The sequence below is a fragment of the Streptomyces sp. NPDC093984 genome, assembly GCF_044764595.1.
GTDB classification, from domain to species: Bacteria; Actinomycetota; Actinomycetes; order Streptomycetales; family Streptomycetaceae; genus Streptomyces; species Streptomyces cynarae.
Window position 1 is genome coordinate 879,690 of sequence record NZ_JBIWIM010000001.1, and the last position, 23,988, is coordinate 903,677.

General features: G+C 70.6%; 12 protein-coding genes. 3 read left to right on the top strand and 9 right to left on the bottom strand.

The genetic code is table 11. The features are described 5' to 3' along the window. Positions 1 to 2: 2 nt before the first annotated feature. From ACIRC0_RS04065 to ACIRC0_RS04105, 9 genes are all read right to left on the bottom strand, one after another. Positions 3 to 1,763 (bottom strand): Hsp70 family protein, encoded by a 1,761-nt coding sequence (locus ACIRC0_RS04065; protein ID WP_403610895.1) that lies wholly within the window; start codon positions 1,761 to 1,763, stop codon positions 3 to 5. Continuing rightward, positions 1,760 to 2,662, bottom strand: a complete 903-nt coding sequence (locus tag ACIRC0_RS04070) for a hypothetical protein (protein WP_403610898.1) — start codon at positions 2,660 to 2,662, stop codon at positions 1,760 to 1,762. Before ACIRC0_RS04070 ends, ACIRC0_RS04065 begins: the two co-directional genes overlap by 4 nt. Next, positions 2,659 to 4,401, bottom strand: a complete 1,743-nt coding sequence (locus tag ACIRC0_RS04075; protein ID WP_403610900.1) for a hypothetical protein — start codon at positions 4,399 to 4,401, stop codon at positions 2,659 to 2,661. The genes ACIRC0_RS04070 and ACIRC0_RS04075 overlap by 4 nt, the downstream gene beginning before the upstream one ends. Further along, entirely contained in the window at positions 4,401 to 9,866 is a 5,466-nt protein-coding gene (locus tag ACIRC0_RS04080; RefSeq protein WP_403610902.1) for a DEAD/DEAH box helicase, read from the bottom strand. Before ACIRC0_RS04080 ends, ACIRC0_RS04075 begins: the two co-directional genes overlap by 1 nt. Further along, positions 9,863 to 10,855 (bottom strand): hypothetical protein, encoded by a 993-nt coding sequence (locus ACIRC0_RS04085; RefSeq protein WP_403610905.1) that lies wholly within the window; start codon positions 10,853 to 10,855, stop codon positions 9,863 to 9,865. The genes ACIRC0_RS04080 and ACIRC0_RS04085 overlap by 4 nt, the downstream gene beginning before the upstream one ends. Continuing rightward, a complete protein-coding gene (locus ACIRC0_RS04090) occupies positions 10,852 to 12,912 on the bottom strand; it encodes a hypothetical protein (protein ID WP_403610908.1) in 2,061 nt (686 codons plus the stop codon). Before ACIRC0_RS04090 ends, ACIRC0_RS04085 begins: the two co-directional genes overlap by 4 nt. A 427-nt stretch (positions 12,913 to 13,339) precedes the next feature. Next, positions 13,340 to 14,971, bottom strand: a complete 1,632-nt coding sequence (locus ACIRC0_RS04095; protein WP_403610911.1) for an RNase H family protein — start codon at positions 14,969 to 14,971, stop codon at positions 13,340 to 13,342. Positions 14,972 to 15,148: 177 nt separating this feature from the next. Continuing rightward, positions 15,149 to 15,802, bottom strand: coding sequence for a hypothetical protein (locus ACIRC0_RS04100; RefSeq protein WP_403610913.1), 654 nt, complete (start codon positions 15,800 to 15,802; stop codon positions 15,149 to 15,151). A gap of 209 nt (positions 15,803 to 16,011) precedes the next feature. After that, positions 16,012 to 17,238: a DNA sulfur modification protein DndB gene (locus tag ACIRC0_RS04105; protein WP_403610916.1), complete on the bottom strand. Its 1,227-nt coding sequence runs from the start codon at positions 17,236 to 17,238 to the stop codon at positions 16,012 to 16,014. A 146-nt stretch (positions 17,239 to 17,384) separates the two neighbouring features. Between ACIRC0_RS04105 and ACIRC0_RS04110 the strand changes: the two genes are divergently transcribed. The 3 genes from ACIRC0_RS04110 to ACIRC0_RS04120 all read left to right on the top strand — a co-directional run bounded on the left by ACIRC0_RS04110 (position 17,385) and on the right by ACIRC0_RS04120 (position 23,974). Further along, entirely contained in the window at positions 17,385 to 19,535 is a 2,151-nt protein-coding gene (locus ACIRC0_RS04110) for an N-6 DNA methylase (RefSeq protein ID WP_403610918.1), read from the top strand. Positions 19,536 to 19,701: 166 nt separating this feature from the next. Further along, a complete protein-coding gene (locus ACIRC0_RS04115; protein ID WP_403610921.1) occupies positions 19,702 to 20,952 on the top strand; it encodes a protein kinase in 1,251 nt (416 codons plus the stop codon). Between the two features lie 139 nt (positions 20,953 to 21,091). Next, a complete protein-coding gene (locus ACIRC0_RS04120) occupies positions 21,092 to 23,974 on the top strand; it encodes a DEAD/DEAH box helicase (protein ID WP_403610924.1) in 2,883 nt (960 codons plus the stop codon). Positions 23,975 to 23,988: the final 14 nt, after the last annotated feature.

Consider the following 23,988-nt stretch of genomic DNA (forward strand, 5'->3'; position numbering starts at 1 on the left):
GGTCAAAGTCCCCCCGTCACCAAGCCCTGCGGCTCGCCGTTGACCGTCACGGCCGGGTCGGCCTCCACCACGCGCACGGACATGTCGATCGGTGCGGGGCGGGCGTTGGCCGTTTCCGCTGCCGAAAGGTGTCGGACGTTGGCGGAGCCGTCGGCGAACGGGCGGACTGTATGGGCCAAAAGGCGGGTGAGCTCATCGTCGAGGCCGTGCTGCAGTGGGGTGCCGTCGGGCCCGAAGGAGTCGATCTCGCGCTCGGCGAGCACGACGCCGGTCTCCGCGTGGGTGGCGGTGAAGCGCAGGATGCCGCTCTCGTTGTAGCGGAACTTGATTTGGATCTTGTTCCGGCGGACGTCCTGTTCGCGGGTCGGGAGATCCACCTCGATGTTGGCCAGGGGGAAGGAACGGTCGCTGTCGGCCGGGTAGCCGGCCTCGCCCTCGATCACCGTCACGCGCACGAAGGAAGCGCCCGGCGTGTCCGGCTGGAAGGTGGACGAACCTTCCGCAGGGAGCGTGGCGTTGCGTCCGATGATGACGCGAAAGCCCTTCTGTGTGCCCGCGCTGACGGCCGCGCCCAGGTCGTAGCTGGTCACCAATGAGAAGTCGCTGTCGTCGCCGAGTTCGCCGTCGAGGGAGGCCGCGTATATGGCCGCGCCTCGCGCGACGGCGGTCATGGGTCGGCACAGGCCGCTGTCGACGATGCGGTCGTGCCCGAGGAGCTCGCCCAGCGCGTGACGCACCTGGGGGATCTGCGAGGTGCCGCCGATCATCAGAACGGAGTCGATGTCGTCCGCGGTGATGGCCAGGTCTTCCAAGGCCTGCTGGACCGGTTCCAGGGCGCGGGTGATGAGCGGGCTGATCGCCTCGGTGTACTCGACCGCGCTGATCCTGACCTCACGCCTCGAGATCGAGGGGGCAAGGCCGACCGGGAGGTCGAAGAAGAGCGCGCCGTCCGTCGGCACGGACGACAGGGCGATCTTCGTCAACTCGACTGACCGGCGCCACCGGCGCCTTTCGGCCTTGGTGAGCTGATCCGCGGTCAGGCCGATCTTCTGCTGGATCAGCTTGGCCAGCGCGTTGTCGAACTCCAGGCCTCCAAGGGCGGTGATGCCGCGGGATGTCTGCTCCTCGAAGAGGCCGTCGTCGTATTCCAGAACAGTCACGTCGATGGTACCGCCGCCCCAGTCGAAGACGAGGAAACGGCCGGGGACCGGGACATCGTGGGCGTAGGAGATGGCAGCCGCGGTGGGTTCGTTGAGCAGGGCCCGGACCTTCACTCCGCCGAGCGCTGCCGCAGCACGGGTGCGGTACCGGGCGCCACCCGTGGCCTTGGCGGGGACGGTGACGACCGCGTCGGAGAGGTCGAGCAGCTGGGCGGAGACGCCTTCCTTCATGCGGCTGAAGAGGGAGGCGGCCGCAACCGTGCTGTGGAACTTCTCCGAGCCGACCCAGACGTGATGTTCCTCGAGCTGGGCCGCGACCTCGAAACCGTCGGTGTCACCTTCCTTCTCGGCACCGGAGCGGGTGCCGAGCATGCGCTTCACGGCGTCGAGCGGCTCGCTGGTGCCGGTCTTCGCCTCCCAGCCGAAGCAGAGGGTGCGCTGGAGGTCGCGGACGGACAGCACAGAGGGGAAGAGCTGCTCGAACTCCGACATCTGCCACTGGGCGGGGACGTTGTCGCCGTCGATCGGCACTACTTCGGTGGTGTGGCCGTTCCAGTGGGCCACCACGGAGTTACTGGTGCCGAAGTCGATACCGAAAGTCATCGCGTTCCCCTTTGCCTGTTCTGGCGGTCCCCGTTCCCTCCGGAGCGGTGAGGTGGCCGGCCGTTTCGCCGCCGCCCGTTTTCTCTGTTCTGCTGCTTTGCGGGATCCTGGCCCCGGTGGTGCCCTTTCCTCTCCTGCTGTGCAGGAGCCTCCTTCTCCGGCTGTTTCCTCCCCGCTTCACCATGGGTCGCTCTTCGCCTCTGCCCGGGCTTCATTTCCCGGGGTGAGGTCTTGGCAACGGCCCGCAGCCAGCCGCGTTCGACAAGCTTCCCCGACTCCTTGTCGACATAGGCGGGCGCGACCAGTTCAAAGGTGACCGGGCCCCTCTTCATCACGCCGGGCTCGTCCTCCACGACGTTGAACAGCGACTGATCACCGGTGTCACCGACGACCCGCAAGCCGGCCTTCGCCGTCTCGTCCTCCAGGCGGGTCAGCATCACCTGCAGGGTCTTCGCGTCCAGCGCCTGCCGGTGCAGGACGGCCATCTGGGCCAGGTGCATCTGACGTGTGCGGATACTCTCCAGCACACCCTTGCGTACCGCCTCGGTGAACTGGGGAAGCACTCGGCGCATCAGCTCGGTCCGGAGGGCGGAGACAAGATCGGCCTCGGTCTCCTTGCCGGCCAGAGCTGCGCCCAGTTTCTCCGTCGCCTCCTCCAACTCCTTCTCCACCACGGGCAGGAGCGTGTCGTTGACCGACTTCAGGATCGCGGCGGCGTCCAGGGACCCGGGCGTGAACTCGGGCAATTGGCTCTTGGTGAATCGCCAGGGAGCAGCCTCGGCCGCCCTGCGCTCGCCGCGCTTTCGCACGCTTCCGCTGTTCGGCCCACGTCCCTGGCTCCGCGGGGATCCGTCACGGGGGCCAGAACCACTGTTGCCTTTACCGGCTCCGTTGTTCACGATGTGCTGCTCTCTGGGTCTTCAAGGGCTGCGGGGCCTTCAGCAGCCGGGGAAAGGCGTTCTGTCGCCCTGGCGATTATTTCTCGGGCCGCCTCGGTGCGAGACCACGCGCGGTCGCTGTCCGTGGGGGGCTGAGTGAGCCTTCGCAGAGGCTCGGGCGGGAGTTCCAGCCGGGGGCTCGTGCCGGTGGGGTCCTTCCAGCGGTGCGGGGCGAGCGGGACCGCGAACGAGGGTACTTCCTGCTGCTCGCGCTCGGCCTTCTCGATCATGTCCTTAGCCCGGTTGATCCGGACGCGGCCGCTGTCGTCGAGCTCCTTCCTCAGGGCTCGCCAGGCCTTCTTCCAGTCGTCCGCCCCGTCGGGCACACCGAGCACCAGATAAGGATTGAGGGGCTGGTCCCGTTCTCCGATGGGACGATCCTCCAGGTAGCTCCGGTTCTTCCGCAGCACGGCCACGACACCTCCGCCGAGCTGGTCCGGCACCGGGGGACGGCCTTCTGCGTCCTGCTCCAAGAGTTCGAGGGACTCCTTCATCTCCTGACCGGCACTCAGGTAGGCGTGGACGTTTCGGGCCTCCCAGCGCACCGGCTGCGAGTGGTGCCCGAGCCTCGCGGCCACGGTGAGCGCCGCCTTCCTCCGCTGGTCCGCCGTCTCGTCGTCCCCGCGGAGGAGGGCACGGTGCATCTGCCGCACGGCCCTGACCAGGGTCCGCACGCCGATCCAGCCATTGAACTTCCTGTTGCTCGCGCTGCGCACGCCGGGGCGGATCCGCTCCAGGAGGACCCACAGTCGCTCGTCGGCGACGAGGTCGTCCGGTACCTCTCCGGTACGCCGCACCTCGCGCAGCGCGTCGAGGAGCTTCTGCGTCGGCGGCAGGAGGTCGGTCCACTCCTCAGTGATCGCCTTGGCGTCGTTGTCCTGCAGCCTGACCAGCAGACGCCAGTCCTGCGGCCAGTCACGGCCGGGTTCCGTCCCCGAGCCCGCCTCCCGGCGCTCCCGTTCCAGGGGCCAGGCCAATAGGTCCATCTCCTCGTCGGTGAGGGACGCCGGGTCCAGACGGGCGCGGAAGTAGGCGGCACGAGAGGTGCCGTCGCGCTCCGGGACCGCGCCGATCCACTCCTCGTCGATGTAGTCGTCGAGAAGCGGCCGGGGAAGATTCGCCAGGAGCGCCCTCTGCCGAGGGGCCGGCAGGTTGGTCTCGATCAGGCGACGGTCGTCCTGGTAGATCTGCCACATACTGCCCGGCTCGCCCAGGAGCGGCAGCGGCTTGTCCTCCAACAAGGCGCGGGCGCGTTCGTCGAGTCGTCCGTCGAAGACGTCCAGCCCATGGTCTTGCGCCATCGCGAGCAGGGAGACGCCCGAGACCGGATCTTCCTGCCGGGACGCCGCATCGGCCGCGGCTCGCGCCAGCTTCCGCGCGGAAAGCGTCCCGGGCTCCGCATTCAGCGCGTCAGGCAGCACGACTTCGGCGAAGGAGCGGGCGCGCTCCCAGGCATGTCGGTCGGTGAATCCTTCGGGGACCGGCTGGGGCACGGCCGGTTCCGGTTCCGGCTGCTTCTGCGGCGGAACGACCGGAGCAGGGCCGCCCGCGCCTTTCGCGTCCTGCGGGGCTTTCCCCACGGTCCGCCCTTGGGCGCGGGCCTGGCGAAGGGCGAGACGGCGGGCGATCTCGCGCTGCCGCAGCTCCTCCCGGTGGGCCTGCTCGTCGTGGCCCGCTCCCAGCGGGATTCCGGACGTCATCAGAGTTCCTCCGCGAAGATGTGCACCTGCTCGATCACCGCGGCAGGGGTCCGGTCCAGACTGTAGGAGTCGGCGAAGGCGATCCTGGTGGCGAGGCCTCCGTCACGGACCTCGTTGCGCAGGGCCTGCAGCCGTTCGTTCCCGCATTCGTCGGCGGCGGACTCCAGGGAATGCTTGACGGCGACCGCGACGGGCTCGCCGGTGAAGTCCGACGTGAAGAGCGCCACCGGCCCGGCGACGGTCTCCTTCAGACTGACGTTGGGTTCCTCGTCCACCCAGCCCTTCAGCAGGACGGCGTGCTCGTTCGGATCGATCTGCAGTTCCCGACCGCGCAGGGCGTCGGTCAGGTCGCGGGCGAGCCGCCAGTCGTACAGCGGGTGGAGGCGCATGTTGGCGTAGTCGCGCAGGCAGACGTAGCAGGAACTGCGGCAGTTCCGCGCATGGTGGTCGGCCTCCAGGTCGTGCACGTAGCGGTCGACGGCTTGGAGGAACTCCTCGATGTGCTCCTGTGAACCGAGGTAGGTGCTGAAGCCCGCTCCGTTGTCGAGGCTGTCCGCCAGGTAGGCCATGACCGGAGCGGCCACCGGGGCGTCCGAGCCGTGGATGCCGCTGAGGAGTTCCTCCGGCTGCACGTCCAGGTGCGGGGCGGCGGCACGGCGCAGCAGGGCCGCGAGCGAGTACCAGGCGGCGCGCCGCCCGTGGTAGGCCTCGGGGAAGCCGTCGATCTGCTGGGACTTCGAGATGTCGAAGCGGAGGCCCCGGATCGTGTCGAGGGCGCCCTTGGCCCCGATGAAGAGCATGTCGGTGTGCTGAGTGGCGCCGAGGGCGATCTCCAGGTCGGCATCCGCCTTGGGGCTGTCCAGAGCCAGGTATCCGCGCCACGGGCCGGTGTTCTTGACGAACCTGAAGAGCTTTCCGGCGTTGGTGTTGACGATGTAACGGTCGCCGCTGCCGGTGTGGACGACCATCCAGTCGTCGGCGGCACGGCGGATGCGCGGGGCGGTCTTCTCCAGGTCGGTGGCGGTACGTGCACTGGTGGCGTTGGAGCCGAGCTCTCGGTAACCGTCGTAGTCCCGTGCTTCGTGGGCAGCCCGGAAGCCTGCGGGCTCCCGGAAGGGGACGGCCCTGTAGTACTTGCTTTCCGCGCTGCAGGCGGGGCAGGTGCCGGCGCTCCCGGTTTCCGGATCGACAACGGCCTGCGCGTCCACGTGGGAGCAGATCCGGCACATGGCGACCAGCTGTTCCGGTCCGAAGGGGTCCTCGGCGGCCTGTACTCCGCGACCGCTCGGCACGAGGGAGACCACTCCCCTGGAACGGAGCAGGCGGCCGTCCTGCGGGGTTTCACTGCCCGGTGCGAACTTGCTGAGGGCGACGGCCAGGTCGCGGTTGATGGAGTCGGCCGGCGGCCAGGGGAAGGTCTTCTGCGGGATGCTCCGGTAGAGGAGGCGGGAGCGGGTGGGGAAGCCGAACATGGGCAGGAGACCGGCCTCCGCCAGGCGCTGGCTGAGGTCGGGGTGGCCCACCGCCCGAGCCGCCACCTCGTCGACCTGGCCGAGAAGTTCGCCGATGGCGGATACCGGGTCGAGGGCGGCGACGTTCTCCGGCGTTCCGGCCCGGAGGGCGGCGGCAGCGGCTCTGACGCGGTCCAGGTGCTCGGCGATCCAGCGGCGGACGGCACCACGGTGCGTCGGCCAGTCGGCGGCGAGGCCGAACTGTCCGTGGACGTTGGTCGTCATGTCCGGACCCTTCCGGCGGTCCTCCGGCTGCAGGGGCTCGAAGGCCTGGCGCAGGACCTCTCCCAGCAGGACCCGGCGGAAGACGGAAACCATGCCGAGGACCAGGTAGGGCGGCGGAGTCGGATCGTTGGTGATCGCTTCCGGTCGGGCGAAGTAGTGCTCGTCGTGACTGCGGCCGCGGCAGACGGTGAGGGCCACGGCGACCGGGCTGTTACGTCGGCCGGCACGTCCCACGCGCTGCTGGTAGTTGAAGCGGGTGGGCGGCATGTTCGCCATGATCACGGTGTTGAGGGGGCCGATGTCGACACCGGCCTCCATGGTCGTGGTCACGGAGAGCAGTTCCAGGCCGTCCGCCTGCGGGACGTCGTTGTCGCCGAGGAAGACGTCCTGGAAGAGGCTCTGCCGACGCTGGGCCTCCAGCCGGTCCGTCTGGCCGGTCAGCTCCGCGGTGCGCAGGGGGAAGGCACCGGTGCGGTGGGCGGCCTTCCAGGCGTAGTAGTCGTCTTCGAGGACTTCGCTGTACCGCTGAGGCACGGCGGGCAACGGAGTCAGGCACTTGGTGCACAGCCCCGCGCCCGGGTGGAGGTGCGGCCGGTGGCAGGAACGGCACGTCCATGTCTTGTTCTCGCCGGGGCGGAGTGCCACCTTCTCCGGCTTGATGACGTAATCGACCACGGCGTCCTTCCAGACGCCGAGCACCCGGTCCTCGATGGTCTGCAGATCGGTGCCCTGACGTTCGGCCACCTGCTTCCAGAAACGCTTCAGGGGCGCGGGCGGCCTCTGCAGAGAGGCGCGTATCCGGGTGAAGCGTCGCATCAGGCCGAGAATCCGCAGGCTGGCACGCGCCACGGCCTGGTCGCTGTCCGGGCCGATCTCCAGGGGCGAGCGGTCGTCGCGCAGGCAGAGCCAGCCGAGCCCGAGCGATTCGAAGTCACGGCCGCCGCCGGAGAAGAGACTGCCGATGGTCTCGAGGCGGAGGCGGGAGCGGATGCGGTTGAGGAGTTCCTCCTGCGCCTGGGTCTCCGTCACCGCTTCCCGGTCCCGTTCCCAGTTGTAGAGCACGGTCCAGGGCTGTCCGGCCGAGGTCTGCTGGAGCGAGGCCGCGGGACCGGCGGGGTTGGTGCCGTACTTCAGCAGCATGCCTTCGAGGTCGGAGGCGAGGTCGTCCAGGGAGGGCAGTTCGGAGAACTTCCGCTCCAGGTCGGGCAGGAGTTCCGGTTCCGCGTCGAGGTCGTCGGTGAGGATCGCCTTCAGACGTCCCCAGTCCGCCGGGTCGCGGTCCCGCAGCCGTGCCACGGCGGCACGGGCAGCCGCACGATCGACCGGCTCACCGGCGTAGTGGCCCTTCACCGTCTGAAGGTCTCCGAACGGATCCCCCTGGCTCTCGACGGCCTGGGCGCTGAGCAGGCGGAGAAGGTCCTGGTGGTGGCGGAGGGCAAGACCGCTGGCGAGTTCGGAGGCGTCGTCACGGCTGTCGGAGAAGGCGATCGCCTTGCGCCGGCCGTCGGGAAGGTGGCCGAGCGCTTCGGTCACCAGCACCTGGTTGATCTTGTAGAAGCCGGTGCGCATCCGCCGGACCGGCGCGTTACGCAGCCGGTCAGGGGATTCCAGCGGGACGAAACGGCCGTCCCTGTCGTACTTGATCTCCCAGTCGTCGCCGCAGGCGGGGCAGCGGGTGGGGAAGGCCTGCAGCCGGGCCGGGTCGTAGGCCGGCTTCTTGCCCTCCTTGTCAAGAGGCACGGAGATGTGGAACGACCATCCGGTGTGCTGGACGTCCCGGTTCTCCAGGCGGCCGGTGGCGGGCTGGTAGGCGCTGCGGCGGAACGCGAACTCGACCTGTGGCCCGCCGTCGGACAGGCCCGCGTGCCAGTCGGGGTCGTCGAGGCCGAGGCCCTTGGTGCGCGGCCAGTACACGATGTAGTTCGCCGCGGTGGGTGCCCCGCTGGCCTCGTCGGGGAGCAGGTCCAGGTCGGGGAAGTCGGTGTGGAGTGCACCGGTGAACTTGCGTCGTTGCGTGTCCTTGGGGCTGGCGTACCCGCCGAGCATGAGGTCGCCGCAGGCCTGGCAGGAGAGAAGCTCGAGCACGCGGGCGCCGCAGGTGCAGCGGGAGGTGGGCTCGGCGAAGAGCCGGCCGACCCGGCGTTCGGGGCCGTGCTCCACGGGGATGTGGGGGCAGTTCGGATCGGAGCAGGCCCAGATGCCCTCGATGTTCCGGAAGAAGAAGTGGGCCCGGAGCTGGGGGAGTTCGGTGTCCTGTGCAGAGCCGAGTATGCGCAGCACGCCGTGGAGAGCGTCCTGGCGCTGTTCCTTCGGGATGCCCGGGAAGAGCTTCTCCGCCAGTTCGGGGGCGGGCAGAGCACGAGGCTTGCCGCCTGGAGTGAGTGCGCTCTGGAGCGCCGGACCGAGGCCGGTCTCTCGGGCCAGGGCGATGGCTTCGTCCTGGGTGACGGGAGCCTTCGCGGCCTGCGAGAGACGTTCGGTGTGAGCGGCCAGGTCGCCCTCGCCGTGGATCTCCCTTACCTTTCCGGGGATGATCACGCGCCGGGAGCCGGGCAGGGCGAAGAACCCGTCGAGGAAGTCGTCGTCCCGGCCCGCCTCCAGGGAGGCGGAGGCTGCGAGCACTCTCAGCTTCTCGGGGTTCTTGTCGAGGCCGAGGCGGTGGCGGAGGTTGCGCAGCAGGTAGGCCACCTCCGTGCCGGCCGTGCCGCGGTACATGTGGAGCTCGTCCAGGATCAGGGTCAGGCGGGCGCCGGGGGTCTGCTCGAGCCACTTCCTCGTGGCGCTGAAGATGTGCTCCTCCTGCTTGCGGAGCAGCATGATGTTCAGCATCGAGTAGTTGGTGATCATGATGTCCGGTGGCGTGGCCTGCATGTCCCAGCGGGCGTGCATCTCCGCTCCGCCGAGGCGCGGGATGAAGGGCCGCAGCTCCTCGTCGAGCTTCTCGTCGGCCTTGTGCTGCCGTTCCTGGACCTCTCGCAGGTACTGCCGGAGACGGAAGGTCGCCGGCTCGGAATCGCGGCTGCCGGAGACGGGGGTGGCTCCGGTGTAGCGGCCGAAGTAGAAGCGGTGTCCGTTGCGTTTCTGGTCCAGCCAGGCGTGGGCCTCGCGGCTGTCCAGCGACTTGCGGAGCCGGACCAGCTGGTCGTCGGCCAGGGCGTTGGTGGGGTAGAGGATCAGCACGCGCATGGCGGCAGGGTGCCCGTGCTCGCTCTGTCGGCTGGGCACGTAGTCGCCGTCTTGCTGCCACCATTCCCGCTGCACCGCACGGGTGCCCTGCCAGCGGGCGGACTCGGCGACAAGGTCGGCGAGGACCGGCAGCAGGAAGGACTCCGTCTTGCCGGAACCGGTGCCTGCGGTGACCACGAAGTCCTTGCCCTCGCAGGCGGCGACCAGGGCGTCGTGCTGATGCTGGTAGAGGCTGGTCACACCGTCGGGGAGCGTGAAGCGGGCGAACTCGGCCGCGTCGGGGTGCGCCCCTGCTTCGGCGAAGGACTCCGCGACGGTGACGCCCCGGGAGGCGTACTGCGGGCGCAGCTCGATCAGCGGGTCGCGCCAGGCCCCGTTGTCCCGGTCCAGGAGGTTGCGCCGTTCCTCCATGACGGAGCGATCGTCGACGCTGAACGGGGTGTCGTAGTAGCGGAAGAGCGCGCTGCGCAGGTCGCCGAAAGTGCCCATGACGTCCTGGACATCGGTGTCCGTCACCGCCGCCGTCTGCTGTTCCACGCTCACTTGGCCTTCCCGCCGGCGGCCGCCACTGGTCGCGGCACGATCTCCAGGTTCTGCTGCAACGAGGCCGCGATCGCCTCGGCGAGCGCCCTCGGCACGTTGTCATACGCACGGGTCTGCGTCTGCTTGCCCACCGAGGGCGGGAAGCCACTGCACAGGACGGCCGCGCGCTCGTGCAGGGCGGGCAGGGGCGCGTACCGGTCGACGAGGAGCCGGCCGATGCCGACACGGCCCTTGCCGGATTCCGGCCGCCAGCGCATCACGCCGGTGCGGTGGCGTGCGAGCTCCAGGTAGATGCCCGTCTCGCGTTCCACCGCGTGGAAAACGCCGTTGCGGCGGAGGCGGGTCAGGCGTGCGTAGTCGGCTCCGCGCCACCGGTACAGGCCGTCCTCGTCGTCTCTTGCCACGGATACGAACCGCTGGAGGCGCGGCTCGTACCTCTCCAGCGTGTTGACGGTGCTCCCACCGGGCGGTGCAGACTCGGGGGCCGGCGCGGCCTGCGGAAGCAGCTCCATCAACTGCAGGGCGGCGCAGGGCACGTAGCGTGCCCCGAGGAACTCCGCGGCTTCCCGCAGGGCCCGCGGGTCTTCGTACTGGAACAGGAAGGTGTCGGGCAGCGGGGCTTCACCGGCCTCCGGGTGGTGGGGGACGGAGATCAGCTCCATCCACTCCTGTGCCGCTTCCTCGACGCGTGTGCTGATCCGCGCGGTGCGGGCACCGGTCAGCAAGGCGAGGCCGTCGGCGTGGGGCAGCCGGGTCAGTACCGGCGGTGCCACCGACCAGCGGTCGGCGCGCAGGTCCACGTCGATGAAGCCGAGGGCGGCGGCCTTGCGCATCCAGTCCCAGTCGGCGTACGCCTTCAGCTCCAGGTCCCATGCCTGGGCCTGGCCGCGGATCCCGTCGCGCAGTGCGGACGCCTTGCCGCTGCGGCTCTCGCTCAGCCAGCGCAGGAGAATCCCACCGAACTCGGTGCTGCTCGTCTGTCCCGTCATCGGTCCAGCTCCTTCGCTGCCTGCACGTACGCGGCCCACGAGGGCTCGGCGGACGCCTGCTGGGCGTCGAGGACGGCGCGAGTCCACGCCCGCGGGTTGCCGGCGCCCTTCGGACTCGGCGTTCCGGGGTTGACCGGGCTGCCCTTCCAGCGTCCGCTTCGGCGCTCCAGGAGCCAGCCGCCGATGCCGTGGAAGCCGACCTCGAAGCGCAGCGGGGCGGGGGTGTCGGGGAGGCGTTCCGTCCACCAGTCCGGTTCTTCCGGGGCCTCCAACGTCCACAGCCGTCCGTCGGCCGCCGCGAACAGCACCTCGTCCGCGTCCCGGCGGCACAGCTCCATGACGGCTGCCGCGTCCTGGGTGGTTGCGCCCGCGCAGTGGGCGCCAGTGATGCCGGCCGGCAGGGTCTGCTCGGCGAGGAGGGAGGGTGACTCCGACGCCTTGCCGTCCACGACGGTGAAGCCGCAGACCCTGGTCGTCTTCGGCTCTACGACGGCCTGGTCCGCGGTGACGAAGCCGATCTCCACGCCTGCGTAGCTCACCGTGTGCCGGCCGGGCTCCAGCCTGAGCACGGCCAGGGGGGCGGGGCGGCCCGCGGCGATCGCCTTCCTGAGCTCGGGTCGCTCCTTTCCGTCGACGAGGAGGGTGCCCGTGCTCTCCATGGCGTCCGGCAGGACCACGTGGGGCTCGCCTCCACGCAGATACAAGTGGGAATCGAGCGAGGGCGCGAGCTTCAGTCCGCCCTCGAGGCGCAGCTTGAACTGGGCCGGGGGCTGCAGGAGGCCAACCGCGCCCTGGACCTCCTTCAGCGCCCGACGCAGGGTGACCGCGTCGTCGAAGGTGACGGGCTTGTGCATGGACCAGCCCTGCGGCACCCAGGCCAGCTTGCTGGTGTCGGCGCTCCGGCCCGTGGTCGCGGCCTTGTCCAGCAGCCGCTGCACGTCCCGCTGCACGGTCGGGGCCGCGAGCACCACGTGTGCCTCTCCCGGGCGGAAGCCGTCGGTGCCGGCCCAGACGCCGAGCACGTCGTCCCGTGCGAGCACCAGGACGGGGGAGGCGGGGCGGCTGAGCACCAGGTTGTCCCCGTCGCGGCGGATGCCCCTGGCGAGGGTGTCCGCGCTCGGGGCGGGCAGGCCCGTCACCTCGTAGTAGGCGGTGTCGCCGAGCTGTTCGAGGACGACGCCGCCCTTGAGCTCGATGCGCTTCTTCTGATCCGCGGACCGCAGGCGCGCCACCCAGCTGAGGCGCCCCGCGTCCAGCCGTACCAGGAGTTCGGCCCGGGTGACACCGGTGGGCACCAGCTCGTCGGAACCGTCCCAGGAAGCGGCGTAGTTACCGATCAGCCTGGCGAGGAAGGGGCGGAACTCGTCCTCCTGCAGAGCGTTGCGGAAGCCCTTGGAGAAGTGCTGCTCCATGCCCCGGATCTCGATCTGGGCCAGCAACGTCTCCCCCGGCAGCGGCCAGGTCGTGCCGTACTCCCGCAGCGACCGGAAGAGCTTCGGCATGAAGGAGCGGTCCGCGCCGCTGAGGAGTGCCTGGGACTGAGCGAACCCGATCATGCTGCGGTTGGAGGGCAGGTCGGCGGGGGCGGGAACGGTACACAGGCCCCGCGCTCCCCTCTGGCTGTGCTGCCAGGAGGCCAGCACCTGCCACATGCGGGAGACGGGCTCGTAGTGGTGGCTGCCCAGTTGCTTCTCGTCGCCGGTCAGCAGCTCGGAGAAGCGGGCGTGGTAGGCGGTGGCCCGGTGGTTGCGGTCGTTCACCATCCGGGACGCGGCGATCACCGAGCAGGCCAGCAGCGGCAGGAAGGCGGGCACGCCGTCCTTGTCCTGTTGCCGTTGGCGCCAGCGGTAGTCCTCCAGCGCGCTGTACGGTTCGGCGGTGCCCAGCCGCAGGAACCTGCCCACGCAATGGGCGAGAGGTTCCCCCATGCCGTATCCGTGCCTGAGCTCCTGCTCCACGTCGTCGTCCACGTAGAACAGCGTCGGGTGGCCGGCGTGCTGCCGTCCGAAGAACTCCTCGGCCAGCACTTCCTGCCACGCCTGATAAGAATGGTCCACTCTGTCCCCAAAGGAGAGGTTCCGATGCCCTGTTCGTGAAATCGCCCGGCACGGAACGGTCTTTCGTATCGCCCTGTACCCGCCATCGGGCCGCTACCGAACACCCTCTCGGGCACAGCCCTCGACCGCCACCGCCCGGCATAAACCAACGGCGCCCTGCATCTGGAGACGTCCGCTCATCCCCCACCGTTTTCCACAAGCGTCCATTGCAGCGTTCGCATGGCGACTCGAAAGACATGGCCAGAGCTTCACCAGAGTGATGCGACCGCGGCATCCACCGCGATCACCCAGGCACTTCAATCGATGCTCCCTACAATCAAAGACTACCTGTGCAGGTAATGTGAGCGAAACGTGAGGGACCGTCAACTGTGCTCTCGCTGGCGCGCTCCGGGGACACACGAGGCAACCGCCGCCGCGGAGCATTGACTCAGGCAGCGACCCGGAGGGGGCCTGCCCCTGGACCGAGCGAGCGCAGGGTCCGTGCCTCCTCCTTCCGGGCGACGGCGGGAGGGATTCGGCCGCTGGCACGGCGGAGGGAGATGCGGGCGAACGCGTCGGCGGTTTCATTGAGGTCGTGCCCGATGTGCCCTTTCAGCCAGCGGACCTGGACGCGGTGGCGGTGACGCAACAGGCGGTCCATCAGCTGCCGGCTCTCCGGGAAGAGGAGGGTGCGGTATGCGGCTGTCGGGTCGGCGGAGCGCAGCGCCGTGTCGACTGCCTCGACCGCCTCGGTGCTGTCGCACAGGAGGACCACGGGTGCGTCCTCGTGGTACTCGAGGAGGCTGAGGGCGGCCGCACAGATACCGATGACTTCGGCTTCGCCGCTGCTCGAGGCCAGGGAGTCGCCGTATCCGGTGGTCCCGTCTTCGGCGGCCCAGCCGTAGCCGCACAGTGCGGACTCGTCACCGACGGCGGCGTCGGCGACGGCCACGACGGCGGTGTCGGGAAGGTCGGCGAGCACGGCGTAGCGGTCCACGTCGGCCGGAACCGTTGCCGTCGGATGTTCGCCATCGCTGTCCTCGCCCGTGTCGGCAGGATGGGCGTCGGCGAGGAGGGCGGCGAGAGCGCGGTGACAGCGCGGGCAGCCGTCGGCCTGTTCGGGACAGTGCGCCTGGTGCTTCATGGTCAGCTCGCGCACGCCGTGCCACAACTCGGGCTCGGCGTCGGCCAAGCGTGCCAGAGCCGCGGCGCGACACTGCGCGAGGAGCTCCGCCAAGGGCCCTGTGGTTACGCAGGCCCACATCCGGTCGTGGAGTTCCGTGACCCGGAGCAGGGCTTCGCGGGAGCGGGCAGCGAGAACCGCTGTGTCCTGGTAGGCGTCGTCCAGAGCGTCAAGTCGGGTGCGCCGTTCGGAGAAAGAGCAGGCGAGTACGTCCCGTTCGGCCTGGCCGATCGCGTAGCGGCCCCAGGCCAGCGCGGCACGCGCATGGCGGCTCCACCGTTCGGCCACCGCGTCGTGCGGGAGGTACGGGTTCTCTTCCTCCCGAGCATCGCGCAGGAGGGCCTGAAGGAAGGCCTCGTCGTCGCAGTCCCGCAGTTCGCGCACCGGTGCCGACACTTCGTCACCTACCGTTATCCGGCCCCAGGCCCACCGGGCGAGGTCGCACTCCGGCGCCTGCCGTGTGCCGTCCGGCATTCCCCTGTCGCTGAGTTCCTGCCGCAGTGCCTCGGCGAAGGCAGCCGGGGATGCCATGCGCGCCACCCTCAGCTCCAGCATGTCCACCGGCCGGGAGCAGCCGGCGAGGCGGCGGGCACGCTGCTGCTTGTACACGGCCTCCGCCTGCGAACGGGCCCGTCGCACCTTGCGCGCGTGGGCTCGCAGCCGTCGCAGCCGCTCGGGGGGCTGAGCCGAGAGCTCCGCGCGCCGGACGGCCCCGCGAGCGAGGACATCGGCGTGGGCGAGAGTGATGGTGATGGGACCGGCGAGCGAAGCGTCTTCCAGGGCCGCGGTGATCTCCGGAGCGCAGACTCCGTTCATGCGTGCGAGGACGGCCTCCTGCAGGGCGGTGAAGTCGTCGGCGAAGCGACGGATCAGCTCTGTGCGCTCGTTGATCGTCACGTTGGCCTTCCAGGTCGCGGGTGGTGGTGAGCGGGGCCGCACATGGCGTGCGACCGGGCGTGGGTGCGGGCGGGCTCGTGGGCGCGGCTCGGTGTGCACCCGATGACGGCGGCGGCGTGAGCGGCCGCCGTGTGGAGGCGACGAGGGCACACAGCAGGGTCCCGTCCGCGGTCCGGGCTACTGCACCTGGCCGGTGAAGATGGCCGTGCGGTACCAGCCGGAGCCGGAGGTGTCGGTCGGCGTGATCTCGATCTGGGCGCTCCTGGCCGTCTTGGGGAAGGCGCACGCCTCCTTCCAGGTCTGCGACTTGCCCGGCAGCAGGTGCGTGTCCGGCGTGCCGTTGAAGCCGGCGTCCGTGTCGAAGATCTCGTCGGCTCCGTCCGGGCAGGACAAGCTGACCATGCTCAGGTCGATCGAGGACTTCGAGCCGTTCTGCATGGTGACGGAGAAGGCCAGGTAGGCCTTGCCGGACGGGCTGGCGTACTCGCCGGAGGTGCCCCGTCTGAAGCCGCTCAGGTGCGCTTTGACGCCGTTGTTCCACGTGGCGGTCTTGTCCAGCGCGACGGTGAAGGTGTCACTGTCGGAGTCGTCCTGGGTGTCCTTCGCGTCCTCGGCGCCTTGGGTGTCCTGCGAGGCGCTGACGGTGGCCGCCGACGGCGTGGTGTCGGTCTGGCCTCCGCTGATGGCGGAGCAGGCACACAGGGAGCAGCCCACGGCTGCCGTGGCCACGGCGAGGACGGTCCTGCGCAGGCGGGTCGGAGTGGACGTGGCAAAGACGGCGTACGGGCGCGAAGGGGAGGGAGCGGACGGCGTGCCGGGGATGTAGCTCATGGGGCCATTCCTTGTGTGGATGTGGATGGAAGTGGACTGACGGGTGGCGGGAGGAGGGGGCGCGCACGTCGGCGGAGGCGGAGAGCCGCCCCGCCGCGCCCGGGACCGGCCAGACCGAGCCGGCCCGGGCGCGGCATCGCAGCCTGGACGCCGGGGATACGTGGGCGCGGGAGCCGCGGGCCGTGGAGGCCGTGGTCGCGCGCCGATGTTCAGAGGCCGCGAATCCTGCGGCCCGCCTCGGTCGCCGGGTAGAGGATCGCCTCGGCGACCCGGCCGCCGGAGTCCTTGACGCCTCCGCTGAAGTTGAGGCGCCCCGAGGTGCCGGTCTTCGCGGCGACCCCGTCCCAGTACTTCGCCTCCCGCTCCCAGTGGACGCCGTCGAGGAGGCGTACCAGGTCGTCCGTGTGGAAGGCGGACGCCGGGTCGCTCCACGGCATGGTGTGGTGGACGGCGATGCCGATGCCGGCGAGGACGGCGGGCGCGGTGATGGCGCCGCGCTCGGTGAAGTCGCGGGTGTGGCGGGCGATCAGCTGCCCGAGGATCGGTACGACGGCGGATTCCACCTGCTCGGGCCCGTACCCCGTCGGCAGTTCGTCCTCGTGCACCGACTCGGCGGACCGCTGGAGTCCGTTCCGGCCGTAGATCGCGGTGACGACGAGGGCGCGCAGCGCGGAGAGAGTGACGACCTCGCGGTCGCTCGCGGACACCTGCCGCTTGCTGGCATTCACCAGCCGCGCGAAGGGAATGCGCTGCCCCTCGACGTCGACTCGCACCGAGTCGGCGACCGTGTGTGCGAGCCGGGTACCGAAGTCGCGCTGGTCCATGGACATGGCGAGGTTCTTGGCGACGGCCACGCCCTCGACGTTGCGGTCGTAGAAGATCTGCCGCGCGTCGGCCGGGGACAGGTCGACGTACAGCTCGAACGGAAGGCGCACCCGGGCGAGTTCCGGGTACGTCAGGCCGTACGCCTCGGGGTTGTCGTAGAGGTCGTGCCAGGCGGTGGTCTGGGTCTCGCCGTCGATGGCGATGACCATCGTGCCCGGCGCGATGGTGAGGGTGCGCAGGCCGCTGCCGGGGACGAGTTCGTCGCTGAGCGCGGCGAGCGGTCCGGCGTGCCAGAGGGTGACCGGCGGGGTGGACCAGGCGGCGCCGAGCTCGCCCTTGAGCCCGGCGGCGATGTACTCGGCGTACGGGCCGACGTTCTTGCCCTTCTGCGAGGACTTCAGCGTGCGCTGCACGGTGGCCCGCAGCTCGGCGTGCCGGCGCACGAGGCCCGAGGCGGCCTTCAGTCTGCGCGGATCCTCCTCGGCTCGCGGCGACGGCACGAGCTGGACGAGAGCGGGTACGGACATCGTCCCGACGACGGCGTCGTCGCGGAACGGCATGACGGTGAGCTGAGTGCCTTCGACGACAGCGGTCGGCATGGTCAGGCGCATGGAAGACCCCCCGGAGATCCTTCGCTTCCACTCGGAAGCATCACCAGAGAAGCATGACACTGAAAGCACTGTCAAACAAGCTAGCCGACTTGACGAGTGCTGTAGGTTGTTAGCTGTTCACCATCGAGAGGCTCAGGGCTCCCCCCATGTCGCAGCCATCCGCGCAGGTCACCGCCGCAGAGATTTCCCGCATCGCGGGGGTCACGCGCGCCACGGTCAGCAATTGGCGCCGTCGGCACGAGGACTTTCCCGCGCCGTCCGGCGGTACGGACAGCAGTCCGCTCTACGACCTCGATTCCGTGCGTGCCTGGCTCGCCTCGCGCGGCCACACGTCGGCGGCAAGCCCGTCGGAGGAGCTGCGGACCACCCTGCGTCTGCGCGCGCAGAGCGGCGGCGGTACATCGGAGGATCTACTGCTCCTCGTGCTCGCTGCGGCGGGCCGCTCGCCGGAGGAACTGACGGCCGCCACTGAGCTGCCGGACGCGGACCTCACCGCCCGCGCACAGCGCGACGCGGCCTCCGTGGCCGACGCCGTGCCGAGCGCGGACGCGGTCCGTTTCGAGGCGGGCGACGCGGCGGTGCTGCGCGCGCTGTACACGTGCGTGCGCGACGAGGGCGGTCAGGCCGCGCTGGGGGTGCTCGCCGAACGGGAGTTGGAGGAGAACGCGGCGTCCGGCGCCTACCGCACTCCCGCACCTCTCGCGGACCTCATCGCCCGTCTGGTCCCCGGCTCACCGGCCCGCGTACTCGACCCGGCCTGCGGCAGCGGCACCCTCCTGGCGGCCGCCGCCCGCCGGGGCGTGCGCGAGCTGTACGGCCAGGACACGCTTCCGGTGCAGGCCCGGCGCAGCGCCGTGAGCCTGATGCTGGCGGCTCCGGAGGCAGAGGTCACCGTCCGTGCCGCCGACAGCCTCCGCGCCGACGCGTTCCCCGAGCTGCTCGCCGACGCGGTGCTGTGCAACCCGCCGTACGGGGTCCGGGACTGGGGCCATGACGAGCTGGCGTACGACCCCCGCTGGGCCTACGGCGTACCGGCCCGCGCCGAGTCGGAGCTGGCGTGGGTGCAGCACGCCCTCGCCCACCTGACACCGGGCGGCTACGCGGCCCTGCTGCTGCCGCCGGCCACGGCCGGCCGCGCGTCGGGGCGTCGCGTACGGGCGGAGCTGGTACGCAGCGGGGCGCTGCGCGCGGTGATCGCGCTGCCGGCGGGCGCGTCGGTGCCCTTGCACGTCGGACTTCAGGTGTGGGTGCTGCAACGACCTGAGCCGGGCGGGCCCGAGCGCAAGTCCGTGCTGTTCGTGGATACGGCGACGGACACGTCGGCGGCGGCCGGGCACGGTGGGGCGACGACCGCGCGGACGAGGGGCGGGAGCCGATCCGCGTCCGTGGACTGGGAGGGGATCACGGCGCGTGCCCTGGGTGCGTGGCGAACCTTCGCGGAGAACCCCGACACCTTCGAGGGCGAACCCGGTGTCGCCCACGCGGTCGGCGTGGTCGACCTGCTGGACGACGTGGTGGACCTGACCCCGGCGCGGTTCGTACGGGCGTCACGGGCAGACGTCGATCCCGCCGAACTGTCGGCCGAGGTCGATGCCACACGCCGCGACCTCGTCAAGGCCGCGAAGTCGCTCGCGCGGGTGGCCGGACAGGAGGCGTGGAGCGCCGCGGCCGTGGCGGCACGTGAGTGGCGTACGGCGGCTGCGTCCGACCTCGCTCGCGGGGGGGCGCTGACGCTGCTTCGCACCGTGCCCGAGGGCGCGCGGGGGCGCGCGGAAGGCGGGAGCGGAGGCCGGGCGGGTGCCCGCGCGGTGCTCACGGGCTCGGACATCGCGCGTGGGTCGGGGCCCACGGGCGACCCGGCGGAGCTGCGCGGCGACACGGCACCGGTGATCGCCGTCGGGGATGTCCTCGTACGCGCGGTCGCGAGCGGCGACGGCTCGATGACCCGAGTCGCGGGCGAGGAGGACGCGGGCGCGCTGCTCGGCCTCCACGTCCACCTCTTCCGGCCCGACCCGGACCGCCTGGACAACTGGTTCCTCGCCGGTTTCCTGGGCGCGGAGGAGAACATCGCGGGCGCGTCGACGGGCAGTACGGTCCTGACGGTCAGCCCCGGCCGGCTGCGAGTGCCGCTGCTGCCGCTGGAGGAGCAGCGGCGGTACGGGGAGGCGTTCCGGCATGTGCACGAGCTCCGCTCGGAGGCCCAGCGGGCGACGCGGTTGGCCGAGGAGACGTCGCGGCTGCTGACGGACGGGTTGACCGGGGGGCAGCTGCTCCCGTCCGGGGACGGGACGTCATAGGTGGCACCACCACCGATCGAAACCCTCCACAGGTTCTTCACTCGCAGAGGTTGCTGTCTCCCTCCCGCAATCCCCGTTCCTGACCCCGACCGCATCCACTACCGTGTCTCCAGGCGCGCATCGCGGCTGGTCGGATGCTCGCCCATGACGAATGCCGAGGACACACGTGCAGATCACGCCCCTGAACCCCGAGGACCCGCTCTCGCTGGGCGACTTCGAACTCCTCGGCCGGATCGGCCAAGGCGGTATGGGCCAGGTCTTCCTGGGCGAGTCGCTCGGCGGTGAGCCCGCCGCGGTGAAGGTGATCAAACCGTCGGTCGTGGACTCCGAGTCCCGACAGCGGTTCGCGCAGGAGATCGAGGTGCTCAAGACCATCTGGGGTCCGCGCATCGCGGCGTTCCTGGGGGCCGACGCGGAGGCGGAGCAACCATGGCTGGCCACGGAGTACGTGGACGGCCCGGATCTCGCGCGGCACGTCATTACGCACGGACCGCTGCCGTCCGTCCTCACCGCGGCGCTCGGCGCGATCCTCGCCGAGGCCCTATCGGCCGTGCACACCCAGGGCCTGCTCCATCGTGACCTCAAGCCGGCCAACGTCCTGCTCGGACCGAACGGCCCGAAGATCATCGACTTCGGTCTGGCCGCGTTCACCGAGTCGACCATCTCCCTCACCGCCCCTCATCAGGTCGTCGGCACCCCGATCTGCATGGCTCCGGAGCAGGCCGCAGGCGTGAAGCCGCTGACGGCGGCCGTGGACGTGTACGCGCTGGGCGCGCTGCTGCTCTTCGCCGTGACAGGGCACTATCCGCATGAGGCGGCCACCCCGTACATGGTGTTCCACCTCGTCACGGACCCCGGCACGGCACCGGATCTGTCCGGTGTGCCCAGCGAACTGCTGCCGCTCCTGACCGGCATGCTCGCCAAGAGCGCCGAGGACCGGCCGTCGCTGACCGATGTGGTGCAGCAGTGCCGCTCGGTGATCGAGGCCCAGGGCATGAAGATCGCCCAGGCCAGGCGCAGGCTCACCGCGCATACGACGGCACAGTGGCACAAGGCGGCACCCGCCGACGGCGCCCCCACCATCCCCTGGCCCGCCCCCGCGAGTGACACCCCGGGCACGGAGATCATCCCGGCCGACCTGGAAACGCCGCTCCCGTCCGACGCCCCGGCGACCTCCCCCACCCTGGTGGAGCCCCCTGGCCCCGCCGAGCCTCCGGTTCATGACTCCCCCGGCACCGTGCCTCCAGCCCCGCGGGATCCCTCCGGCGGCTCCCGCCGTGAGCAGCCGGCGCCGGGCCACCCGCCCACGGCGCCCAGGCGACCGAAGGAGGGAACGCACACGCTGCGGCACTCCGTACAGGCCCGCAGGACGGCAGAGCGTCTCCGTGCCGCGTATGCGGCGAAGGCTCCGTTCTGAGACCGGTAACCGGCCGGCCGGGCCGAGCCGCACGACCGCTCCCTCCGACCACACGTCCCACCCGCGTGACCGTGCCCCCACCGGCTACCGCCACGGGACACATCCACCGCATGAACACGAACGTCCAGGAGGCACCCGCGTGACCGCCGACTTGAGCACCGCTCCCGCGACGAGCGTCGAGGACGCCCAGTTCCCGCCGGGCGCCCAGATCCTCGTGCGCGACGAGGTGTGGCTGGTGCGCAACTCGACGCGGACCGAGCACGACGGGGTCCGCGTCGAGGCCGTCGGCGCGTCGGACTTCGTACGCGACCAGGAGGCGGTGTTCTTCACCGGCCTCGACCGGATCGAACTGCTCGACCCGAGGCGGACCCGCCTGGTGCGGGACGACTCGCCGAACTTCCGTCGCTCGCGCCTCTTCCTGGAGGCGGTTCTGCGCAAGACGCCGCTGCCGCAGGCCGAGCGCGGCCTGGCGCTCGCGGACTCCTTTCTCCTGGACTCGCTCCCCTACCAGCAGCGTCCCGCGCAACTCGCCCTGTCGGGCCGCAACCTGCGCCCGCGCCTGCTCATCGCGGACGTCGTCGGCCTCGGCAAGACTCTGGAGATCGGCCTCACGCTCGCCGAGCTGATCCGCCGCGGCCGGGGCGAGCGCATCCTCGTCGTCACCCCGCAGCACGTCCTGGAGCAGTTCCAGCACGAGCTGTGGACGCGGTTCGCGATCCCGTTGGTGCGCCTGGACTCGGTGGGCATCGAGCGGATCCAGCGGGAGATCCCGGCGGGCCGCAACCCGTTCACGTACTTCAAGCGGGTCATCGTCTCCATCGACACGCTGAAGAACACCGACCAGTACAAGCACCACCTGGAGCGGATCACCTGGGACGCGGTCGTCATCGACGAGTCGCACAACCTCATCAACAAGGGCTCCCTGCGCAATCAGCTGGCCCGCACCCTGGCCCCGCACACCGACGCCCTCCTGCTGGCCTCCGCGACCCCGCACAACGGTGACGCCCGTTCCTTCGCCGAGCTGATCTCCCTGCTCGACCCGGCCGCGATCCGCGACCCCGAGCACTACCGCGCCGAGGACATCAAGCACCTGTTCATCCGGCGCACGAAGGTCAGCCCCGAGGTGCGGGAGCAGATGAAGGGCCAGTGGGCGGACCGCGGCCCCTCCCGCTCGATCCACGTGACGGCCACCCCCGCCGAGGAGAGGATCTTCGAGGAGCTGGCCGCGGTCTGGCTGCCGTCCGACGGTTCGAAGTCGGTCAGTGACGTCCCCCTGTTCCCGTACACGCTGCTGAAGTCCTTCCTCTCCTCCCACGCGGCGCTGAAGGCCACCGTCACCACGCGCATCAAGACGCTGGAGAAGAAGAACGCCCCGGAGGCGACGGTCGCCGAACGCGCCGCCCTGCACCGGCTGCTGGAGCTGTCCTCGGGCATGACGGAGGCGGACTCGGGCAAGTTCCAAGCCCTGCTGGACCAGCTGCGGGAGATCGGGGTCGGCCCGAAGTCCGACACCCGAGTCGTGGTCTTCTCCGAGCGTGTGCAGACCCTGGAGTGGCTGGCCAGGACCGTGCCGCAGGCCCTCGGCTTCAAGGGCAAGGCGGCCGAGGAGGCGGCCCGCGTGATGCACGGCGGCCTGTCCGACGAGCAGCAGATGCAGTGCGTGGAGGACTTCGGCCTCGCGGACACGCCCGTACGGATCCTGTTCACCGGCGACGTCGCCTCCGAGGGCGTCAACCTGCACCGCCAGTGCCACCAGCTCATCCACTACGACGTGCCCTGGTCGCTGATCCGCATCGAGCAGCGCAACGGCCGCATCGACCGCTACGGGCAGGCGCACGAGCCGCAGTTCCGGGCGCTCATCCTCACGAGCTCGGTCGACGGCGCCAAGGACGACACCCTCGTCGCGGAGCGCCTGCTGGAACGCGAGGCGCAGGCCCACCAGTCGCTGGGCACGGCGGAGGCGGTCTCGGGCCTGTACCGGGCGGAGGCCGAGGAGAAGTCCCTCATCCAGGACCTGCTGCGGGGCCGCACCGTGGACGAGTCCCTGGACACCGACCGCGCCTCGGGCACCGGCGAGGACGACGCCGTGGACGACTTCCTCGCCGACTTCTTCGGCCCCGTCAACGAGGAACCGGAAGAGGACGCCGCGGGCGACGCCGGCCACGGGACCGGGGCGGCGCCGAAGGCCCACGTGCCCCGGCTGTTCGCCTCCGCCCGCGAGTTCCTGGACGAGGCGCTGCGCGAGGTCTACCCGGACGCCCACGACCGGCTGGACCTGTCCGCCGACCCCGAGACCGGCCTGCTCTCCTTCGTCCCGCCCTCCGACCTGGTGCACCGTCTGAAGGCCCTGCCCCCGGACTACGTCCGCGAACAGGGCCTGCGCGACCGGCTGAAGGTCACCTTCAGCCGGCGGCTCGCCGACCACAGCCTCACCCGCGCCCGCGCCTCGGCGACGTCCAGCTGGCCCGACATCTCCCTGCTGACCGACCTGCACCCGGTCATGGAGTGGCTCACGGACAAGGTCCTGGTCCGCCTGGACCGCCAGGAGGCGCCGGTACTGACCGCCGACGTGTCCCGCCCCACCTACCTCGTCCAGGGCATCTACTCCAACGCGCTCGGCCGCCCGACCGTCGTCAAGTGGATGGCGGTCACCGCGGACGGCGAGGTCGACGACGACATGGTGGCGGTACTGCGCCGCGCCCAGGTCGGCCCGACGATGGCGAACCCGGGCCTCGCCCACGACACGGCCCGCCTCGCCGAGGCGATCCCCGGCGTCCTGGACACCGCGGAGGCTTTCCTGGAGCTCCGCCGCGAGGCGTGGGACGAGCCACTGAGGGCCCCCGTCGAGGAGTACAAGACCCGCCTGGGCTCGTGGGAGCAGCCGACACTGGCGGGCGGCGGCTCCGCGCCCACCGGTACGCGTGAGCGTCTCGCGTCCCTCGCGGACTCCCTCCTCACCACCGGCCGCCCGATGCTGCGCGTGCTCGCCGTCCTGGCCCCCGCCACCGCCCACGCCGCCTGACCGAGTCCCCCAGA